Here is a 20,833-nt window from a genome sequence, read left to right as displayed (position 1 = left end):
ATATTAGAATAAATAAGTATTTATATTATATTTACAACTTTACTGACCTTTTTAAATGTGTAAATTTTTCAAAAGTTCGGTAATAAGCACAAGTTATAATAAATAGTTATATTTTAATGTAAGCTTAGAAGGAGGATGATTCGATTTTGAAAACTTTAACACCAGAAAGTCTATTTGATTTAAAAACTGTTTCACAACCAAAAGTGTGGAAAGATCATGTTTTTTTTGTTGAAACGGATCTGAAAGAAGAATCAAATGAATACCGTACCTCTATTTATAGTGTACATCAAAAGACTGAAGAGAAAACGCACTGGGGAGATAGTGGATCTGCTAATGTGGAAATCAGTATTTCTCCTAATGGTAAATGGTTGGCCTATCTTTCAAATAATACAGAAGACAAGAAAACTCAAATTTTCTTGATTTCACTATCTGGAGGTTCAGCTTCTCAATTAACTTCAGAAAAAAATGGCGTATTTTCATATGAATGGACCAGCAATAGTGCAAGTGTTTATTATCAGACCTCAAAGAAAACAAAAGAAGATTCAAACTCTGATAAAACTGAAGAGATGAAAGACAAGCAAAAGCACCCAGAGCCTAAAGTGATTACAACCCTTCAATACAAAATGGATGGAAGAGGTGTCAATCCCGTAGATCTCACTTATCAGATCAAAAAGGTAGATATCGCGACTAAAAATGATCAGCTTATTTTGGAAAAAGACCGTCCAGTTGGATTGAGCTATGTCTCAAAAGATGAAAGTTATCTGTTGATTTCTGACAAGTTGGATCCAGAAGATGAATGGGTTTATGGTGGTAGTGTCTATAAATACTTTATTGAGTCAAAGAAGACAACTACCGTTACAAAAGAAATTCCCCAAGGCAGTTTCCAGTTTGTTGCAGCAAACGAGGCTGAAGATTTTTATCTTTTAGTAGGAAATGATTTTAAATTTGCATTTGTATCACAAGCAAAGCTTTATGGCTACGATGTAATCGAACAAACACTTGTCTGTTTAACTGAAAACTTGGATGCGGAAGTGGGCGATACGATCATTGGAGATTTCCAGCAGAATGTATCCGACTTTCCGGTGCAATGGCTAGATAATGAACACTATCTTTTCCCAGTAACAGAACACGGAAAGTTGCAAATTTATAAAGGGAATCGTAAAGGGCAGTTAGAGAAACTTGTCGATGAAAAAGTTCAGTTCACTGGTGGAGAGCTAACAGATGAACAAGATAGAGTGGCTGTAACATACTCGACAGCAACGATCCCAAGTGAGGTTGGCTTACTGGATTTAAAAAATGGTACAATTGAAAAGTTATATGACCCGAATGCGGCTGTGGTTTCTGAATATACTATCGTTGAACCAGAGATGTTCTGGTATAAAGGAGCAGACGACTGGGATATTCAAGGATGGTATATGCCACCCGTCGATAAAAAAGAAAAACATCCGGCAATTCTTTATGTTCATGGTGGACCGCAAGTTTGTTATGGAGAAACCTTTTTTCATGAAATGCAGAAATTATCTGCGCAAGGATATGGTGTCATTTTACTAAACCCACGCGGAGGGAATGGCTATGGTCAGGATTTTGTTGCTTCAATCTTAGGAGATTACGGTAACAAAGACTATGAAGATTTGATGCTTGGAACGGACTACGTTTTAGATAAACATCCAGAAATTGATACAGAAAAATTATATGTCGCAGGTGGTAGTTATGGTGGATTCATGACGAATTGGATTGTTGGACATACGGATAGATTTAAGGCCGCCGTTACACAACGCTGTATTTCTAACTGGATCAGTTTCTATGGAACAAGTGACATTGGTCCTCATTTCGTAGAATTTCAGTTACAACACGATCTCAGCGAGATGCAAGAACTCTGGAAAATGTCTCCTCTAGCGTATTCTGAAAATGTGAAAACACCGCTACTTGTTATCCATGGAGAAGAGGACTTAAGATGTCCACAAGAACAAGCAGAGCAAATGTATATCGCGATGAAGAAACATAAGGTCGATACAAAACTGATCACATTCCCCAAATCCAGTCATGGACTTTCGAGAATGGGTCTACCCAATCTACGCCTTGAAAGAATGAATGCAATCACTGATTGGTTCGAACAATATTAGAAAATAAGAGACTAGCCTTCTTGATTTATAGGAAGGCTAGTTTTTTTGCTGAAATTTCGTCTATTCATTAAATTGTTCACATAATAATGGGCTTATATGAGAATTTATATAAATTCTTTGTCTAATGTTCTATAGACTTGGGGTCTTTCAATATCTTTGTTACAATTATAAGTGGAGAAAAAATAAAATCATCACAAAAAACTAGGAGTGGAATTTTGAAACAGGATCTTGAAAGTCTGAGCCCTTTTGAATTAAATCTTTATTTAGAAGAACAGATGCAGAAAACCCCTAATACGAAAGAATTTTTGAATGCAGGTAGAGGGAACCCGAACTGGACGGCACCTATACCAAGAGAAGCTTTTTTCCTATTAGGGGAATTTGCAGTTAAAGAAACCATGCTCGGAGAAAACAGACAAATTGCTGGAATGATCAAAGAAGATGATAGTAGATCAGAAAGGTTCGAAACCTTTCTAGATTCCAAGGAAACGCAAGGAGCAGATTTACTTCTAAGAATTTGGGAAAAAGGCAATCACTTAATGGGTATGCCAAAAGAAGTATGGTTGAAGCATATGCTAGATGATGTGATCGGAGATAATTATCCCCATCCGGAACGTATTTTGAATGCCAGTGAAGAACCAATCAAACATTATTTGCATCATGAACTATTCGATTCAAAAAGTGTCCCATTCGATGTATTCGCAGTAGAGGGTGGAACCGCTGGTATTGTTTATACATTCAATTCTTTAGTTAACAATGCCTTATTAAATCAAGGGGATACCATTGCTTTGCTGATTCCTACTTTTGCACCTTATATGGAAATACCAGAGCTGCCCGAGTACGGATTTAATGTACACTACATTCGCTCGGAGCTCGTGACAATTAATGGAGAAACAAGTTATCAGTTTCCCAAAGAAGAGTTGGATCGTTTAAGAGATGAGACCATCAAAGCGGTTTTTGTCGTCAACCCAAGTAATCCTACGGCTAATGCGATTTATGGAGATTCCATCGATCAGCTGATTGATATCGTTGAAAAGGATAATCCAGACTTGATGATTCTGTCGGATGATGTATACGGCACTTTCTTGAATCAATTTACTTCATTGTTTACTGTTTTGCCGTATAATACAGCTTGCATCTATTCTTACTCAAAATATTTTGGTGCAACTGGATGGAGAATAGGGACGATTGCAGTCGCAAAAGAAAATATTTTTGATGACCGTCTGGCTCGACTTCCAGAAGGAAAGAAAGCCGAGTTAAATACTCGTTATGCAACGCTCACCTCAGATCCTGAATCTATTCGATTTATTGACCGGATGGTGGCAGATAGTCGATCAGTTGCTTTAAATCATGCAGCAGGTCTATCGGCTCCACAGCAAGTGATGATGACATTGTTCAGTCTTTACGCATTGTTAGATACAGAGGATGTGTACAAGAAAGAAGTTATTGGGATTTGTCAGGAGAGAGGTAAGGCCCTATATGATTCTCTAGGTATGCGTATGCCAATCAAAGAATTGAATACCGCTTATTATTGTGAAATCGACTTCGAGTGGTGGTTGAAAGAAAAATACGAAGAACCTTTCGTAGATTATATTCAAACCAACTGGTCTATGACAGATATTGTCACTAAACTCGCAAAAGAGGAGCAATTGATGCTATTGAAATCAGAGGCATTTGGTTCAAGTAAGTGGACCGTTAGAGTCTCATTAGCAAATCTTCCGACTAAAACGTATAGAGAAATCGGTCAAAGGATCACAAATATGGTCGACCGGATGTATCTTTCATTTAAATAAAGAGGAAAGGAGCCTGCACATTCGCAGACTCCTTTTTAATCTTGAGTATTAAATATAATGATCGTTTTATAATACAATAATGCATAAAATCTATATCGAGTTATACTGGAAAAAACTTTCGAAATAGATAAGTGTTAGTGATGCGTGTGTAATGGATTACACACGATAAATACTGATATAACAGTAAAGAAAACGCTTGCTTAAAATGTTCTCCCCACATATAATTGACTTATAGAAAAAGTTATAACTTTTCATTTTCATCTTTTATACTCTCAAAATGCATAATGATAGAAAAGAAATTTTCTTGAGCTCACATTATGAATTAGAGAAAACCATAACGGTTTTACCACAAAATGCAACCGCTTTAAAATGCTAAAACTATTTTGAGAAAGAAGGTTTTGTATATGGAAAATGCACTGGATAAATTATCGGAGGTACTTTCTCCTATTGCATTCAAATTAGATTCGAATCGTTATTTGACAGCTGTCAAGGCTGGGTTCTTCGGAGCAATGTCTTTACTTATAATTGGCTCTATTTTTCTGCTTTTTGCCAATTTACCTATCGAGAGTTATCCTGGATTTATGGAAGGGTTACTTGGAGCGGATTGGAAATCTTATTTTGAAGTTCCTTATGACATGACAATGGAAATCATGACGCCGTTTGTTATGATTGGTATGGCTAAATCGTTGGCTAACTATTATAAAGTGGATGACATTGGTGCCATTCTGATTTCGCTAGTAGCGTTCTTTGTTTTAACACCGACCATAACTGCTGCAAACGAGGCTAGAGGGATTCCGATGTTGAATCTAAGTGCGAGTGGATTATTTGTTGGAATGATATCAGCTATTATAGCAACAGAAATTTACAGACTTGTCATTCAAAAAGGATGGGTTATCAAACTTCCGGATTCTGTTCCTTCAAATGTTGCTAGATCTTTCTCGGCACTCGTTCCAGGATTTATTGTCATTGTTCTTTTCAATTTTATCCGTATCGGATTTAGCTTGGTTTCATACGAAACAGCTCATGCATTCATTTTTGAAATTTTACAAACACCCTTACTGGCTTTATCGAGAACTTTACCAACAACGTTTATCATCTTTATCTTTGAAGGGCTGTTATGGTCATTTGGTATACATGGCTCCAATATTGTTGGAGCAGTCATGAACCCAATTTGGTTAAATCTGACTGCAGAGAATGCTACTGCTTTTGCAGCCGGTAATGCTTTACCAAATATCATCAATGCACAATTTTACAATAACTTTATTAAAGTTGGAGGAGCAGGTGCAACACTAGGTTTGGCACTTTGTATCCTATTGTTTGCTAGATCTGAGCAGTACAAGACACTAGGAAAATTAGCTTTTGTGCCTGGATTATTCAATATCAACGAGCCGTTGATATTTGGACTCCCTATTGTTTTGAATCCCATCATGATGATTCCGTTCTTATTGATGCCGCTGGTGATGTCAGGTCTGACTTACTTTGTGATGTCAGCCGGTATCGTACCTTATGCAAATGGAGCCAATATCCCTTGGACAACCCCACCAATTATTTCTGGGTTCTTGCTCAGTGGATGGCGAGGCGGAGCCTGGCAGATGGTACAAATACTGCTTTCGGCAGGGATTTATTATCCATTCTTTAGAATTGTAGATCAAAAAGCGTATCAACTTGAAACAGAAGGAACAGAAGGTATTGAACGAGTAGAAGATGGTGCAGTTCAAGCTACGCAACCTACTGAAGCATAAATTTAATGATAACAAAGAAGTATCGATTCAGTATTTGTCCACTGGATTGATGCTTCTTTTAGTGATTTCTTCAATCGGAAATTCATTGTTCGTCTGTTTTACGATAATGTCGAAAGACTTACTGAATGGATGCATGAATGCAGTATATTGAATGCGTCGTTCAGCGCGAGAATTTGTCAAATAAGATAATGTAGTCCCTCTTTCAGATGAATTGACAAATCGAGTAATTCTGGGTCGACAAAGGTTACACTAATGCCATCGACAAGTGTGTAAATAATCTAAAAAAATCCCCTTTACGGACCGTTTGATTTGGTCAGAGTAAAGGGGATTACTTTGTATTCTATTGACTATTCTACAGTTACGGATTTTGCAAGGTTACGAGGTTTGTCAACATCGTTTCCACGGTGTAATGCAGTATAGTATGCAATCAATTGAGTTGGAATGACACTCACTAGAGGTGTTAATAGGTCGTGAACTTTAGGAAGAACATAAGCATCTTCTTGACGGTCCAAACCTTCCATAGAAATGATCATACTGTGTGCGCCACGAGAAATAACTTCATGAGCATTTCCTCTTGTGTGAGGACCAGACACTTCGTCTGTAATGATAGAGATAACAGGAGTGTTTTCTTCTATCAAAGCGATCGTACCATGTTTCAATTCTCCAGAAGCCCAACCTTCAGCTTGAACGTAAGAGACTTCTTTTAGTTTCAAAGCAGCTTCCATGACGATATAGTAATCAATACCACGTCCAATATAGAAAGCATTTTTACTTGTACTTAAGTGGGTAACCGATAAGTGTTCAAAGATTTCGTGGTCATCGATCACTGTTTCGATAGCGTTAGCGATAATTCCTAATTCATGCGCTACGTCAATAGAAACGTCTACACCGTTGAATTTAGCAACACATTCAGACAAGATAGCAAGAACAGCGATTTGTGCTGTATAAGCTTTTGTAGAAGCAACAGCAATTTCTGGTCCAGCATATAACAGTAAAGTGTGTTTAGCTTCACGTGATAACGTTGAACCAGGTACGTTTGTAAGTGTTAGTGAAGGATAGCCAGCCTTGTTAACTTGAACCAGTACTTGACGGCTATCTGCAGTTTCGCCAGATTGAGATAAGAAGATGAAAAATGGTTTCTCAGTCAATAATGGTGTATTGTAAGCAAACTCACTTGCTAAATGAACTTCAGTTGGAGTTCCAGTCATACGTTCAAGTAGTTGTTTACCGACCCACCCTGCATTGTAACTAGTACCACAAGCTACAACGTAAATACGGTCGCTCTCTTTGATTTCTTTCAAGATTGTTTCGTCAACTTCTAATTGACCATCTTCATTTTGATACTGTTGAACAAGTTTACGCATAACAGCAGGTTGCTCGTCGATCTCTTTGATCATGTAGTATGGGTAAGTTCCTTTACCAAGATCATTAGCATCGATATGAGCCGTATAGCTATCACGTTCAATCAATTCACCAGCTAAGTCTTCAATTATAATAGAATCCTTAGTTAATGTAGCTACCTCTCCATCCATCAATTCAATGAACTGAGTCGTTTCTTGAACCATTGCCATAGCGTCAGAAGAAATAACATTGAAACCTTCCCCAGTACCTAACAATAGAGGAGATTTGTTTTTAGCAGCATACAAAGTATCAGGTGCTTGGTTGTCCACTAATGCCAAAGCATAAGAACCTTTTAATGTAACAGTTGCTTTTTTGAATGCATCAATGGTTTCTAATCCTTCAGTTTCTACAAACCAAGCAATTAATTGAACGATCACTTCAGTATCTGTAGTACTGTGGAAGTGAACATCCGAAAGATAAGCGTCTTTTACTTCTTCAAAGTTTTCGATTACACCATTATGTACAATAGTGAAACGACCGCTTGTAGATTGGTGTGGATGAGCATTTTCAACACTTGGCACACCGTGTGTAGCCCAGCGAGTATGACCGATACCAGAATGAGCAGCAACAGAGTTGTCTACTTTATCGCGAAGTGCAGCGATGCGGCCCTTTTCTTTAAATAAATGACCCTTATCTGATTCATCAGTAACATAGATACCAGCTGAGTCATACCCTCTATATTCTAAAGTGTCTAATCCTCTTAATAAAATTTCTTTTGCATCTTTATGTCCAATATATCCTACGATTCCGCACATAATTGTTTTCCTTCTTTCTTTTTTAAGGTATAGACCAAATTTTAATTGGTATATACTGTTTTTTGTAATTCGTTTCCTTGACGCATCACAATATTATAATCATTAAAGACGTTTGTCAAATAGAAATATAGAATAATAAATTAAATTGGTATACATGACATTGGTAATAGAGTATCGCTGACGTTTCACTTAACAATCTAAAGTTTGACACACGAGACTTAAGATTGTTAAGCAAAAGGTCATTCTTGATTAAGAATACAAATGTGAGGAGAGGCATTTGCACAAAGAGTGTCATAACTAGGAGTTTGTCAAAAGTGTTGTGACAAAGCTCTTACTACTTGGACTAGTATTCCTAAAACGGAGCGCTTACAATAAAAGAGTAAAGAGAGCAATTATAAAAAATATAGGTACAAAAGGAGAATGCATAATGCAACAGACACAGAGTAAGGGTGGGAAATCAGCTATTCAACGTCTAGGTTCATACCTAAGTGGAATGGTTATGCCGAATATCGGAGCGTTAATTGCATGGGGGATTTTGACAGCGCTATTTATTCCAGACGGTTTTTTACCTAACGAAAATTTAGCTACAATGGTTGGACCCATCATCAATTATTTGATTCCAATCTTGATTGCTTATCAGGGTGGTAGCATGGTTCACGGACAACGTGGAGCAGTTGTAGGGGTTATTGCAACAATGGGTGTGATTATGGGAGCACCCGATGCACCAATGTTACTTGGCGCAATGGGAGTTGGACCACTAGGTGGTTATGTAATTAAGAAATTTGATGACTTTTTCGGAGATAAAATTCCAACAGGACTTGAAATGCTTGTTAATAACTTTTCAAGTGGTATTATCGGTTTCGTCCTTTCCTTAATAGCTTTTGCTGCTATTGGTCCAATCTTCTTAGGGTTGAACCAAGCGATGGCTGCCGGTGTAGAGTGGATTATCAACGCAAACCTATTACCATTAGTTAACGTATTTATTGAACCAGCAAAAGTATTGTTCCTAAACAATGCAATCAACCACGGTATTTTCACACCACTTGGTGCGCAACAAACAGCTGAAACTGGTAGATCAATCGTTTACTTGTTGGAAGCAAATCCTGGACCGGGTCTTGGAATTTTACTTTCCTATATGGTATTTGGTAAAGGTTCAGCAAGATCTTCATCATTTGGTGCGGTATTTATTCACTTTATCGGTGGGATTCATGAAATTTACTTCCCATATGTACTAATGAAACCAGCAATGTTCTTAGCAGCTATCGCTGGTGGAGTTTCTGGAACATTTACGAATGTACTTTTAGGTGGTGCGTTACGTTCACCAGCTTCTCCAGGTTCGATTCTTGCGGTACTAGGGGCAACTGCTAGTGGAGCTTATGTCGCAGTTATCTCAAGTGTAGTTGTTGCAGCAGCTGCATCATTTGCAGTAGGATCACTGATTTTGAAATTAGACCGTTCGGATGATAGTGATGAAGCGCTAGATCAAGCCATTGCTAAATCAAGTGCAAACAAAGCAACAGCTAAAGGTCAAGTAACAATGAACGATGCCGGTACAGTAGGTGCTGGAGATGTTGCGACTGGTGTTGACGCAGTAGAAGACACATTCGTAAATAAAATCATCTTTGCTTGTGATGCTGGAATGGGATCATCTGCAATGGGTGCTTCACTAATGAAGAAAAAAGTCAAAGAAGCAGGTTTAAGCATCAGCGTAACGAATTCTTCTATCAATAACTTACAAGATGAAGAAGGTTTATTGGTCATTACCCAAGAAGAATTAACAGAAAGAGCTTCACAACGTACGCCAAGTGCAGTTCATGTATCTGTAGATAATTTCTTAGGTAGTCCCAAATATGATGAAATTGTTGAAAAAATAAAAGATCAATCTTAATAACCGGCTTGAACAAATAGGGTTAAATATTTGAGAGCACGGAAAACAGTGGAGAAATTCACTGTTTTCTTTGTTTTCTGTATACTAAACCTAGAAGGTAAATTACGAAAAGAGGTGAACGACCTGTACATCTCAAATAGAGAAAAAGTGATATTAGAAATACTGCTGAATCAAAAAAACGGAATCACAATCAATTATCTAGCTAGCCAATTGGATGTGAGTACGCGAACCGTTTACCGTGAGTTATCTAGTATTGAAAGTACACTAGCCCAATACCAGTTGAAGTTATATAAAAAAAATGAAGGGTACTTCATTAAAGGAAATAAAGGATTTATAGAAGAACTGAAATCGGAACTCTACAGTGCATCTGACGAACTGACCACCCAAAAAAGACAGAGTTTGCTTATGATCACGCTGCTTCTGGAAGAAGAAGAGCTGAAAACAGAATCGTTGGCGTATGATTTAAAAGTGAGTACAGGTACAGTGCAGCAAGATTTGCAGATAATAGAAGATATTTTCAAAGAATATGACATTCAAATTGTAAAAAGAAAAGCTCGCGGAATCAAAGTGATCGCTTCTGAAGCATCGTTGCGACTTATTGTGAGTGGATTAATTGCAAGTGAACTGAATGAATACAACTTCTTTAAATTATTTGACGAACAGGCAATTATTTCAAAAGATGCGTTTCATGAAAGTAGAAATCCCTTTTTAGAAGTGTTGGATCCCGAAATTATGGAGACAGTTTACCGACTGGTCAGACAGTTCGGGGAATTTCAGTTTGAAGATGTCAATGATACCCAACTTCAAAGTTTAATTTTGTTTCTGACGTTTTCAGTCATGCGTATTAAACAAAACCATACCGTTAAACAAGCAATCCACGAGCATCAGATTAACGGCGAAGTTCGTGAACGTAGCGTAGGGATTTCAAAAGAGATCTTCAATGACCTAAGTGAACTGTATGGATTAAAAACGTTATCACAGGAAGAAATTGTATTTCTGGCGCTCCAGATTGATGGACTGAATGTGCCGCTGAGAGATGAATTCTCTGATGATTATGACTTGCAGTTGAGTTTCAAAGTACGTGAATTGATTCGACTAGTTTCTGAAGATATGTATATGCCGTTTTATCAAGATGAGACATTGTTTCGGGATTTGTTCGCTCATATCTCAGCGGCGATCCAGCGGAACAAAGCACCTATGCCTGAAGTGAATAACCCACTTCTTGAAAAAATCCATGAAGAATACACTGAACTGAGCACGGTTATCCGGAACCGAATGGCCAGTTTGTTTCCTGAATTTGAATTTCAGTTCAACGAATTATTATATGTGGTTGTTCATTTCGCTTCAGCATATGAAAGGAATTCCAGTGCTCAATTACTAAATGTACTGATTATCTGTTCTAACGGGATGGGGACTGCCAAAATATTGGAAAGTCGTTTAAGGAAAAACATCCCAGAAGTGACGACTGTGGATGTTTCTAGAATCTCGCAGTTACATCAGTTGAATTTTGAACAGTATGATCTGATTTTATCTACGATTTTTCTACAGGGGTTTGAAAAGGATTATAAAGTTGTTACACCATTGCTAATGGAAGATGAGCTTAAGAGTATTCGCAAGTACATTGAACAAGTGCTGCGTGAGAAGATCAAGAAACTGAGACAAGCTGATACTAGTCTGAAAGTAGGCCTCGAACACCAGACATTCCAGGATTTCTTTTCAAAAATCACAAAAGTAAACCAATTATTAGAGTCCTTTTCTATTCAAAAGATAGGCAATTATGATACGCTGAGATTGACATTACAGCAGATCTGTTTAGATTTATCTGGCAGCGTTTTGAGTGACCCGCTAGCTGTATCAGAAAAACTTGAAAAAAGAATGGTTACAGCACCAATAGGCATTCCAAATACTGGTCTAGGTTTATTTCACTGTGTGCATCCGTCTATTAAGGAGGCACATTTCAGCATAGTTGATCTTCCAGAACCGTTTGAAATGATGAATATGGAAAGAAAGACAATGAAACTAGATCGTATCTTATTATTACTTGCTCCAGATCCAATGGATGAACTGACACAAGATATGATGGGAACGATCAGTGCATCTATAGTGGAAAGTGATGCCAATCTGAACTTATTCAACAAAGGTTCAGAAAAGCAAATTCAACAGCATTTAAATCAATTATTTTTAGAGAAAATAAAGTAGGAGAGATGATGAATATGACGATTTTAAGAGAAGAAAATGTAGTGTTAAACCAAACATTCAGCAATAAAGAAGAAGCAATCAGAAAAGCAGGTCAATTACTAGTTGACGGTGGCTACGTTCAGCCAGAGTACATCGAATCTATGCTTGAAAGAGAAAATACAGTGTCTACTTTTATGGGGAATTTTATTGCAATCCCTCACGGTAAGGAAGATGCCAAACAATTAATTGATAAAACCGGTATTTCAGTTGTTCAAGTGCCGAATGGTATCAACTTTGGAGAAGAAGGAGAAGACAAGCTTGCGATGATTCTAATTGGAATTGCAGGAGCAGGAGATGATCATCTGGAAGTTCTTTCTCAAATAGCGATTTATTGTTCAGAAATTGAAAATGTCACAAAACTGGCAGATGCAAAATCTAAAAAAGAAATCGTGCAATTATTGGGAGGTATCGAAGGATAATGCTGACAGTACATTTTGGAGCAGGAAATATTGGTCGAGGATTTATTGGTGAGATTCTAAATCAAAATAATTCTCGTATTGCTTTCGTAGATGTGAATAAACAAGTGATTGACGCTTTGAACGAACAAAAAGAGTACACTATCGAAGAAGCGTCAGAAGAAAATCGATTGATCCTAGTTAATAATGTTTATGGAATTAATAACGCAGAAAACCCAGATGAAGTAGTCGATGAAATCGTGAATGCGGATTTGATTACAACAGCTATTGGGCCGAATATCTTGCCTAGAATCGCGCCACTAATCGCAAAAGGAATCCAAAAGAGACATCAGGCAAATCGTAAAGATTCTATAGATGTTGTAGCTTGTGAGAATATGATTGGTGGCAGTAGCTTTTTGAAAGCGGAAGTATTGAAGCATATTGAAGATGCTGAAGTAATCGACTATATCGAAAAGTACATTGGATTTCCGGATGCAGCAGTTGATAGAATCGTGCCACAACAGACACATGAAGATCCATTGAAAGTAACCGTCGAACCTTACAAAGAATGGGTCATCAGTTCAACTCAATCTAAAAACACTAAGTTGAAATTAGACCATGTACATTACGTCAAAGACCTCGAACCATACATTGAAAGAAAATTATTCACGGTAAATACTGGGCATGCAACAGTAGCTTATAACGGGGCGTTCGCTGGCTATAGTACAATCGATGAATCTTTAAAAGATCAAGCAGTACTTGACGAAGTGAAGAGCGTCCTTAAAGAAACAGGTGCGCTATTGGTTGAAAAATGGTCATTTGATCCCGAAGAGCATGAAGCTTATATCGAAAAAATCATTTCACGTTTTGAAAATCCAAGATTATCTGATGCAGTTACTCGAGTGGGCAGAACCCCTATCCGAAAATTAGGATACGACGAACGATTTATCAGACCAATCAGAGAAGCATCTGAAAGAGGGCTAGCTGTTGATTTTCTTGTCAGTACAGTAGGCAAAGCTTTACACTATAACGATGCTGCTGATGAGGAAAGCGTCAAACTAAGAACTAAACTTGGGGAACAACCGATATCCGAAGCCGTAAAAGAAGTGACTGGACTTCAAGATGAAATGTTGATTGAAAAAATTGTCAAAGTCTATGAAGCGTTAAAAAAGTAAAAGAAGGAACCTAAATAAATAATGATTAATATAACTAACTAATCATATTGTTATATTAATCATTATTTTTTAATAGTGCAAATTTTGGTTTTTTATCTTGGGTAAATTTAATAATTACCTTACATGACAGGTTTTTCTCCATGTAGAATAAAACCGTTTGAATTTCTCGAGGGAAATTTGATTGTTATAAAAAGATTTATATGGTACCATACTCTTGAAAGAAAAATTTGTCTTACTGTCTTGAAAAGTTCGGGACAGAGAATACGTATATTAGGGGGAGCAAGAAAATGGATTATAAAAAATTAGTAGGGCTTTTAGCTGTATCTGGATTACTACTGGGTGCATGTAATTCTGGTGAAGATGACACAACAACTGAACCTGAAACAGAGACAGAAACTGACACGACAGATGAGTCAGCAGCTGAAACAGAAGGTTCAGATGATAGCGCTATGGACATCATTGATGACATCGACTCGGATAGTTTAAGCTATACGTCATCAATTGAATTAGAAATTGTGGGAGCACAATGGACTGCAGATGGTTACGTATACTCTCCAGTAAGCGGAGAAGCTGTAGTTACTGGATCTGTTGCTGCAACAGAAGAGGGCGTTGAACCAGTTGCTTATGTGATCTCTGACGGAGAAGTTATTGAAAAACCAGCTGTCGAAGAAGGTGGATTTACTTACGCTGTACCGACACCGGAAGAAGACATGACTTTTGAAGTAGGCGTTTCAGATGACGATAGCTGGGAAGTTGGAGACGAAGCGAATGTAGAAGATTTAGTTCGTCACGAAACAATTATCGTATCTTCAGAGGAAGCTGCACCTGCAGAAGAAGAGTAAGAATTAATCAGAAACAAGTATTGACCGGAGTTTCCTTTTGAGGAAGCTCCGTTTTTTTGTGTTCTCTAAAAAGCGTTTAAAAGAAAGAAATTCACGAATTCTTAACATTTTTTTGATACACTAAGTAGACAAAACAAAAAGGAATGATTCTTGTGCAATGGATCCAGAAAGTGCTTTTTTACATGAATGGACGCTACGGAATAGATGAGCTTTCAAAAGTATTACTGATGTTAGGGTTGATTATTAACGTACTTTCTAACTTTGTAGGCGGAATGATCCTTTCAGCTATAGGAATCGCATTGATTGCCTATGCTGTTTTACGTATCTTATCCAAAGAAAAAACAAATCGCTACAAAGAATACAGATACTATATTGCTATGAAACAAAACGTAATGACAAAAATTCAAAAATTGAAAAACAAACAAGCTCAAAGAAAAGTCTATAAATTCTACACTTGTTCAGAGTGCAAGAAAGCGATTCGTGTACCTAAAGGTAAAGGTAAAATTAAAATTACTTGTCCAAGCTGTAAAAATCAATTTATCAAGAAAACCTAAAGTTTCGAGTATGGCTTTTGTAGTGACCTAATGTAAGTTAGAAAGATGTTATTCATTATACGACTATGGTATAATTAGACATAAGAGAACAATAAATAAAGATAAAAGTCTGAACGGTTTATCTGTTCAGCTTTTTTGCATGTATATATCAAAAATCAAGAGGAGTTTGAACATGAAATTAGTGATTGGCCTAGGAAATCCTGGTGCAAAATATAGTGATACGAAACATAACATCGGCTTTATCGCTTTAGATGAATTGGCTTACCAGTTGGGTTTAGCATTTAACAAAAGTAAATTTGAGTCTGTCTATGCTGAAGGGCGGATTGGTTCGGAGAAAGTTTTACTGATCAAACCACAGACTTATATGAACGATTCTGGAAGATCCATTAGACCGTGGATGGATTACTATGATTTGACAGAAGAAGACATTGTTGTCGTATATGATGATATGGATCTTCCTGCTGGAAAAGTTCGTCTGAGAACAAAAGGAAGTGCCGGAGGACATAATGGGATCAAAAGCCTTATCCAGCACATTGGCACAAAAGAATTTAATCGTATTCGAATCGGCGTAGGCAGACCATATCCAAGTCAATCAGTCGTCTCTCATGTACTGAGTGGATTTGAAAAAGAGGTACATCAAGATATGCTTGAAGCTGTGAAAGTGACCGCCGATGCTGTGAAGTACTGGTCAGAAGGCAAGAGCTTTCAAGACACGATGACAAAATTCAATTAAGTAAAAGAGCTTGAATCAAAAAGGTTAGGTATTTCAGAAAAAGGAGAAGGAAACTATTGTCTACTATAACGAATTTTTTAATAGAAAAACCATCGATTCAAACAGTCTTCTCTCATATAGGGAAACGACAGACGCAGCTTGTTACAGGTATTGCCGGATCAGCAAGGTCATTATTTCTTTCTTCTTTATTAAAGGAAAAGCAGAAACAAATTGTGATCATCACACAGAATCTATATCACGCTAACCAATTATTGGCAGATTTCACTGGTCTCGTTCCTGATGACCAGTTATTTGTATTTTCAGTAGATGATATGATTCATGCAGAAATGGCCATTGCGTCTCCGGAAGCTAGAGCAGAAAGAGTGCAGGCACTTGATTATCTCGTATCAGGAAAACCTGGTATTGTCATTGTACCTTTAGCAGGCATACGTAAATTATTGCCGCCTAAAGAGGTATTCGAGCAAGCGCATATTACGATCGAACTGGGATCAGAGGTTGAATTTGATCAATTGGCAGATACATTAGTGAGGATGGGTTACCGTAGAGAACAAAAAGTTGCGGCCCCAGGAGAATTCAGTGTGCGTGGGGGAATCGTCGATATTTACCCATTAACTGAAGAACACCCTGTTCGAATAGAATTCTTTGATATCGAAGTCGATTCAATGAGATATTTTAATGCGGATACGCAAAGATCAATCGGTAATGCAAAAAAACTTTCGATCCTTCCAGCGACAGACTTTCTACTAACAAAAAATCAGATGGCACCAGCAGCTGAGAAATTGAAAAAAGCTTTATCCAAGAACTTGGCAAAATTAGAAGATCATGAAGAAAAACAGAAACTAAGTAAAAACATTCAGGGGGTCATTACGGCTCTTGAAGATGGTGAACAGCCAGATGAGCTAGTGAAATTTAGAGACTTTTTATATGAAAACCCAGCTTCTGTAATGGATTATACAACTGAGGATGCCATTATCGTAATGGATGAGTACCCAAGAGTTCTTGAAAGAGATGCTTTCTCAGATGAAGAAGAAGCAGAATGGGTGACCGCTCAACTAGAGCAAAGACAAATACTTCAAGGACAATCTTTTTCAAATGATTTCAAGACGGAAATCAAGAAACATCATCAAGACACTATCCATTTTGCACTTTTTCAAAAAGGAATGGGTGGTTTGAAATTTGATGCGATTCATCCTTTTCAGTATAGAAGCATGCAGCAATTCTTTGGACAGATGCATCTGTTAAAAACCGAAATGGATCGTTGGGAGAAACAAGGTTACACAGTAGTTGTGATGACTGTTGACGAAGACCGTGCAGATAAAGTGAATCGTACTCTTCTAGACTTTGAAATCCCGAGTGTACTGTCAGATGATCAGTCTATTGTTGAAAAAAGAATTCAAGTAATTCCTTCCACTGTTCAACACGGATTTGAACTTCCTACAGAGAAGCTGGCTGTACTGACTGAAAAAGAACTCTTTAACCGTGTGAATAAGAAAAGAGCAAGACGTCAGAATATTTCGAATGCAGAAAGACTGAAAAGTTATTCGGAACTAAGTCCTGGAGATTTTGTGGTCCACGTCAATCATGGTATCGGTCAGTATACAGGGATGGAGACAATGGAAATTGGTGGCGTACATCAGGACTATATGTCTGTCGTTTACGACAATGAATCCAAACTGTTTATCCCGGTCACACAAATCAACCTGCTTCAAAAGTACGTGTCTTCTGAAGGCAAGACACCTAAAATCAATAAACTTGGTGGAACGGCCTGGTCTAAAACAAAACGAAAAGTTGCGAGTCAGGTAGAAGATATTGCTGACGATCTGATCGAATTGTATGCAGAGAGAGAAAGAAAAACAGGCTATCCATTCTCCAAAGACAATGCTTATCAATACGAATTTGATGATGCCTTTCCATACACGGAGACAGATGATCAGATACGTTCAATCAAAGAAGTTAAGCGAGATATGGAAAAAGACAAGCCAATGGATCGTCTGCTTGTAGGCGACGTTGGGTACGGGAAGACAGAAGTAGCTATGCGTGCGATTTTTAAAGCCGTGCAAGACGGTAAGCAAGCGGCAATTTTGGTTCCGACGACTGTACTAGCGCAACAGCATTACGAAACGATGGTGGAACGGTTCAGTGATTTCCCTGTTGAAATTGGCTTAATGAGTCGATTCAGAACAGGACAGCAAATCAAGAAAGTGAAAGATGGATTACGTAAAGGACAAGTAGATATCGTTGTTGGCACACACAGAGTACTTTCTAAAGATGTTGAATTCCAAGATTTAGGACTACTTGTGGTAGATGAGGAGCAACGTTTTGGTGTTAAGCATAAAGAGCGACTGAAACAACTGAAAAACGAAGTCGATGTATTAACGTTGACTGCAACGCCGATTCCAAGAACCTTGCATATGTCGATGCTGGGTGTTCGAGATTTATCTGTTATCGAAACACCACCCGCTAACCGTTATCCTGTTCAAACCTACGTTATGGAAATGAACGGAGCAGTCGTTGCTGAAGCCATGAAGAGAGAAATTGCTCGTGGAGGACAAGTGTTTTACTTGCATAACCGAGTGAGTACGATTGAACAAAGAGCCAAAGAGTTACAACAGTTAGTACCAGATGCCAAAGTAGGTATCGCACATGGTCAAATGACAGAAGGACAGCTTGAGAATGTTCTGTTTGAATTTATTCAAGGAGAATATGACGTACTCGTCACGACGACCATCATTGAAACAGGTATTGATATGCCGAATGTGAACACACTGTTAGTAGAAGATGCTGACCGAATGGGGCTTTCTCAGTTGTACCAGTTAAGAGGACGTGTTGGCAGAAGTAGTAGGGTAGCTTATGCTTATTTTATGCATCAACCGAACAAGATCCTGACTGAAGTTAGTGAAAAAAGACTGCAAGCTATCAAGGATTTCACAGAACTAGGATCAGGATTCAAGATCGCTATGCGTGACTTGTCTATTAGGGGAGCCGGTAATCTACTTGGACAGCAACAACATGGATTTATCGATTCAGTTGGATTTGATTTGTATTCTCAAATGTTATCTGAAGCCGTTGCTAGAAAACGTGGAGATAAAACGCAGCATCATACAAATGTTGAACTTGACCTTGCAGTGGACGCTTATCTTCCAGGAACCTATGTAGAAGATGAAAGACAGAAAATTGAACTTTATAAACGAATCAGAGAATTCTCAAGTGATGAGAATTATGTTGAACTTCAAGATGAGCTGATCGATCGTTTTGGGGACTATCCTCAAGAAGTCGCAGATTTACTGACAATTGGACAGTTGAAAATGTATAGTGATCTCGCGTTAGTTGATACAATCAAGCGTGGGAAAGGGAAAGTAACGGTCACGTTCTCAAAAGAAGGCACACAAAGTTTACCTTTACCCGAGGTCTTTAAAGCATTGAAGTCTATTCAATTAAAAACAGACATGCATACAAACGAGTTATTGAGTATTGACTTTAAAGTATCGCTTAAAATGGTGGCCAACGAATGGCTGGATGTGCTCGTATTGTTTACTAAAAAGGTTGCTGAGTATAGAGCCAGTAAAACAGAAGCCGTAGTAGGTCAGGAAAATGAGTAATACAGTCGGTAAGCATCAGAATCATATGATGCGCGGAGCGGTTATTCTATCTGTTGCAGCATTTATAACCAAAGTTTTAAGTGCTGTATACAAAGTGCCGTTTCAGAACTTAACTGGAGATGAAGGGTTTTATGTTTATCAGCAAATTTATCCTTTTTACGGTATCGCAGTCGCGCTGGCACTAAATGGGTTACCGCTTTTCGTATCAAAGCTCATTGCAGAAGAGAAGGATCCAGCTATGCAGCAATCAATCGCGAAGCAAGTTGGAGTCTGGCTAGCACTTGGATCGATCAGCCTTTTTGCTGTGTTTTTTCTAGGGGCATCATGGTTAGCGGAGCAAATGGGCGATCCAGAATTGCTACCGGTCATTCGGTCGGTTTCTTTTATTTATTTGTTTATTCCTTTTCTATCTAGTATAAGAGGATACTTTCAAGGGAACTTAGATATGGTGCCAACAGGTATCTCTCAAGTTGGCGAGCAAATTGCAAGAATTGCAGTTTTACTGGGAGTCGCTTATCTGTTTACGAAAGCCGATTGGACTGTATATGAAATGGGAACTTTTGCAATCTCATCTTCGTGGGTTGCGGGTGTTATTGGCTCAGTTATACTATTGGGCTACGCATTGAGACGAATTGAAAAAGTACCAACCTTACAGCCGATAGATAAGAAAAAGTTTTTGACTATTGGAAAGAGACTGGCTGTTGAGGGTCTCCCTTTGACAGCGATGAGTAGTATGATGGTCTTATTTCAATTAATGGATTCTTTTACGATTTATAACGGTCTGATTGATTCAGGCGTTTCCGAAGAACTTTCCATGAGCCTTAAAGGGATATATGATAGAGGTCAGCCATTTGTCCAGCTGGGATTGGTTGTTGGTCTAGGGATTTCAACAAGTGCGCTCCCGTTATTGAGGAAGTATAGACAAGAGAAAAAAGAAGCCGAGTGGCAAAATAGCACCTTTTCGGTTCTGAACCTTACGTTACTTTTCTCGGGAGCCGCTTCTATTGGGTTAGTCGCAGTTATGCCTTGGATAAATGAGGCACTGTTCTCTGATAAGATGGGGACAGATGTCCTTCAAGTGTATGTGCTGAGCATCATCTTTGCTTCTCTGATCAGCAGCACACATTCTGTTATCCAGAGCGGTACAGAAAAATTAATGCCTGTGCTGGCACTCATTATTGGATTAGTATTTAAAGCATCACTTAATCGTTTCGCTGTAATGCATATGGGGATTATAGGGTCTAGCTATCTAACGATTCTAGCGCTTTTACTTGTGCTTGTGCTCATGAATTTACAGATGCCAAGAACTGTATGGCATAGGTTCTTGAGCGAATGGAGAATTGTTAAAATGCTCTCTGTTCTAGCCGTTATGGGAATCGTTACCTACATGAGTATGCTAGGGTTGAGTCAGTTGCTACCTCACTCAAGTAGACTACTTTCCTTATTGTTGACACTGGTTGGAACAGGAATCGGTGGATTTGTCTTTCTGATTGGGCTGATTCGACTTGGTTTATTATCAGAACAAGAGTGGCGGTATATTCCATTCAATAAACTGATGGATCCACTTAGAAAGAAATTTTAATTTAAAGGTGGTATGA

The 20,833-nt window shown here is 38.1% G+C and carries 14 protein-coding genes; 12 read left to right on the top strand and 2 right to left on the bottom strand.

Features of this window, described 5'->3' with window-relative positions; genetic code table 11:
• Positions 1-146: 146 nt before the first annotated feature.
• From LG377_RS10610 to celB, 3 genes are all read left to right on the top strand, one after another.
• Complete coding sequence (locus tag LG377_RS10610) at positions 147-2,123, top strand: S9 family peptidase (RefSeq protein ID WP_225744697.1); 1,977 nt, start codon at positions 147-149, stop codon at positions 2,121-2,123.
• Between the two features lie 215 nt (positions 2,124-2,338).
• On the top strand, positions 2,339-3,913 hold the full coding sequence (gene aspD, locus LG377_RS10605; protein WP_225744696.1) for an aspartate 4-decarboxylase: 1,575 nt from the start codon (positions 2,339-2,341) through the stop codon (positions 3,911-3,913).
• A 404-nt stretch (positions 3,914-4,317) separates the two neighbouring features.
• Positions 4,318-5,655 carry a PTS cellobiose transporter subunit IIC gene (gene celB / locus LG377_RS10600; RefSeq protein WP_225744695.1) on the top strand — a complete coding sequence of 446 codons (1,338 nt, stop codon included), beginning with the start codon at positions 4,318-4,320 and terminating at the stop codon, positions 5,653-5,655.
• Positions 5,656-5,682: 27 nt separating this feature from the next.
• Here the strand turns inward: celB and LG377_RS10595 are convergent, their stop codons facing one another.
• Together LG377_RS10595 and glmS are read right to left on the bottom strand one after the other, a co-directional pair.
• Entirely contained in the window at positions 5,683-5,835 is a 153-nt protein-coding gene (locus LG377_RS10595; protein WP_225744694.1) for a hypothetical protein, read from the bottom strand.
• Between the two features lie 167 nt (positions 5,836-6,002).
• Positions 6,003-7,811 carry a glutamine--fructose-6-phosphate transaminase (isomerizing) gene (gene glmS, locus LG377_RS10590; RefSeq protein ID WP_225744693.1) on the bottom strand — a complete coding sequence of 603 codons (1,809 nt, stop codon included), beginning with the start codon at positions 7,809-7,811 and terminating at the stop codon, positions 6,003-6,005.
• Between the two features lie 427 nt (positions 7,812-8,238).
• Between glmS and LG377_RS10585 the strand changes: the two genes are divergently transcribed.
• The 9 genes from LG377_RS10585 (at position 8,239) to LG377_RS10545 (ending at position 20,817) form a co-directional block, all read left to right on the top strand.
• A complete protein-coding gene (locus tag LG377_RS10585) occupies positions 8,239-9,699 on the top strand; it encodes a PTS mannitol transporter subunit IICB (RefSeq protein WP_225744692.1) in 1,461 nt (486 codons plus the stop codon).
• A 147-nt stretch (positions 9,700-9,846) separates the two neighbouring features.
• Entirely contained in the window at positions 9,847-11,898 is a 2,052-nt protein-coding gene (locus LG377_RS10580; RefSeq protein ID WP_370632571.1) for a transcription antiterminator, read from the top strand.
• A 14-nt stretch (positions 11,899-11,912) separates the two neighbouring features.
• On the top strand, positions 11,913-12,356 hold the full coding sequence (locus LG377_RS10575) for a PTS sugar transporter subunit IIA (RefSeq protein WP_225744691.1): 444 nt from the start codon (positions 11,913-11,915) through the stop codon (positions 12,354-12,356).
• Positions 12,356-13,507, top strand: coding sequence for a mannitol-1-phosphate 5-dehydrogenase (locus LG377_RS10570; RefSeq protein WP_225744690.1), 1,152 nt, complete (start codon positions 12,356-12,358; stop codon positions 13,505-13,507). Before LG377_RS10575 ends, LG377_RS10570 begins: the two co-directional genes overlap by 1 nt.
• Positions 13,508-13,794: 287 nt before the next feature.
• Positions 13,795-14,349, top strand: a complete 555-nt coding sequence (locus LG377_RS10565) for a hypothetical protein (protein WP_225744689.1) — start codon at positions 13,795-13,797, stop codon at positions 14,347-14,349.
• 152 nt (positions 14,350-14,501) lie between these two features.
• On the top strand, positions 14,502-14,903 hold the full coding sequence (locus tag LG377_RS10560) for a hypothetical protein (protein ID WP_225744688.1): 402 nt from the start codon (positions 14,502-14,504) through the stop codon (positions 14,901-14,903).
• 172 nt (positions 14,904-15,075) lie between these two features.
• On the top strand, positions 15,076-15,636 hold the full coding sequence (gene pth, locus LG377_RS10555) for an aminoacyl-tRNA hydrolase (protein WP_225744687.1): 561 nt from the start codon (positions 15,076-15,078) through the stop codon (positions 15,634-15,636).
• 56 nt (positions 15,637-15,692) lie between these two features.
• Positions 15,693-19,235 carry a transcription-repair coupling factor gene (mfd, locus tag LG377_RS10550; protein ID WP_370632570.1) on the top strand — a complete coding sequence of 1,181 codons (3,543 nt, stop codon included), beginning with the start codon at positions 15,693-15,695 and terminating at the stop codon, positions 19,233-19,235.
• Entirely contained in the window at positions 19,228-20,817 is a 1,590-nt protein-coding gene (locus LG377_RS10545) for an oligosaccharide flippase family protein (protein WP_225744686.1), read from the top strand. Before mfd ends, LG377_RS10545 begins: the two co-directional genes overlap by 8 nt.
• Positions 20,818-20,833 lie beyond the last annotated feature (16 nt).

Origin of the sequence: Marinilactibacillus sp. Marseille-P9653, from assembly GCF_916618885.1 — a bacterium.
GTDB lineage: Bacteria > Bacillota > Bacilli > Lactobacillales > Carnobacteriaceae_A > Marinilactibacillus.
Note: the sequence above shows the minus strand (reverse complement) of the source record. Positions and strands in the feature narration are given on the sequence as shown.